We start from the raw sequence: 1,672 nt of genomic DNA, 5'->3' as shown, positions 1-1,672 counted from the left end.
AATAGCACAGTGGCAGGGCATGTAGCGTCAGACTTGGCGTATGTGATTTACACCTCGGGCTCTACGGGGCAGCCTAAAGGCGTCATGATAAAGCATTCTAGTGCAGTTGGGCTTATTAAGTGGGCATTAGATGTTTACACAGCAGAAGAGCTTTGTGCTGTTTTAGCTTCAACGTCTATTTGTTTTGATTTGTCTATATTTGAAATATTTGTGACTCTTAGTGGTTCTGGCTCAGTTATTTTAGTAAATACTATTCTTGACTTAACTAGAGGGGATTTTAGTTCGCAAATAAGTCTTATAAATACGGTGCCTTCAGCAGCTGAGATGCTGTTGCAAACGAGCAATATACCTTATGGAGTAAAGGTCATTAATCTTGCAGGTGAACCTCTAAGGCAAAAGTTAGTTGATGAAATTTACGCAGATAGAGAAGTAAAAGTATATGACTTATATGGGCCCTCTGAAGATACAACATATTCGACATATACGTTAAGAAAAGCTAATTCTAAAGCAAATATAGGTAAACCGATTGCAAATACAAAAGCGTATGTTTTGAATGAATACCTTGAACCCGTTCATTTAGGTGCAGTTGGCGAGTTATATTTATCTGGCGTTGGAATATCAAAAGGCTATTTAAATAAAAATTCCATAACAAACGAGCGTTTTATTAAAAATATTTTTTCTAAAGATGAATTGTATCAGTCGATGTACAGAACTGGTGATCTTGTTAGGTGGAACGTTGAAGGTGATTTAGAATATATCGGCCGGATTGATAATCAAGTCAAAGTTAGAGGCTTTAGAGTTGAAACTGGTGAAATTGAAAACCAGTTGATTGGCATTGAATCACTAAATGATGCTGTTGTTGTTGCTGATAATTTCTTTGGTGAAGAAGCACAATTATGTTGCTATTTTGTTCCTAAAGAAGGCTTTGAAGTGGAAAAAGAGGATCTGAAGAACCACTTAGTTAAGCTCTTACCTAGTTACATGGTTCCGTGTTTCTTTGAAAAACTCACTGTTCTACCAAGGACACCTAATGGGAAATTGGACAGAAAAGCTTTACCTCTTCCAAAAAAATCTGAAATCATTGTAAAACCTAGGACTGATTTAGAGTTAAGTATCTCTCTTATTTGGGCTCAGTTATTAGGGGTTGAGGATATTTCGATTAATGATGACTTCTTTGAGCTAGGTGGTAATTCAATTCTTGTTACTAAGCTTATTAGTAAAATAAATCAGCTGTTTTCTATAGAGTTAGAACTAAGGGCATTCTTTAACAATACGACCATTGAGAGTATTAGCCGCATGGTTGATATTGAAGTGAGTTTGAATGCAGCATGTAAAGAAGATAGTGAAGAGGGCTCCGAAGAGTGGATTATCTGATGTTAAAAGAATATTTATATAGTTTGATTCGCCAGGGTCTGAACTTCAAAGTTGAAAGTGGCAGTCTAAAGGTTACAGGAAAGCTATCTTCTCTTGGTTCTGACGACAAGGCTTTTATTAAAGCTAACAAGCAGGAGATTATCAATATTCTGCTTGCACGCAATTCAAGAAGCAGAGAAGTAATTCTAAAATTACCAAATGATAAGGTCTCAAGGCTTTTATCATACGGCCAGCAGCGCTTGTGGCTGCTTGACCAAATTGATGGTGGCAGTGCGCATTACAACATGCCAAGCGCATT

At 37.0% G+C, this 1,672-nt stretch carries 2 protein-coding genes; both read left to right on the top strand.

Annotated features, from left to right (window positions below; genetic code table 11):
* Nucleotides 1–1,374, top strand: a 1,374-nt coding sequence (locus K1M91_RS21110; protein ID WP_232804231.1) for a non-ribosomal peptide synthetase, incomplete at its 5' end; no start/stop codon positions are given.
* Nucleotides 1,374–1,672: hypothetical protein (locus tag K1M91_RS21105; protein ID WP_232804230.1), on the top strand; the 299-nt coding region annotated here is incomplete at its 3' end. The genes K1M91_RS21110 and K1M91_RS21105, both read left to right, overlap by 1 nt.

The organism is Motilimonas sp. E26, assembly GCF_021278025.1.
In the GTDB taxonomy this organism is placed as follows: domain Bacteria; phylum Pseudomonadota; class Gammaproteobacteria; order Enterobacterales; family CBDFNC01; genus Motilimonas.
This window is presented reverse-complemented; position numbering and strand designations above follow the sequence as displayed.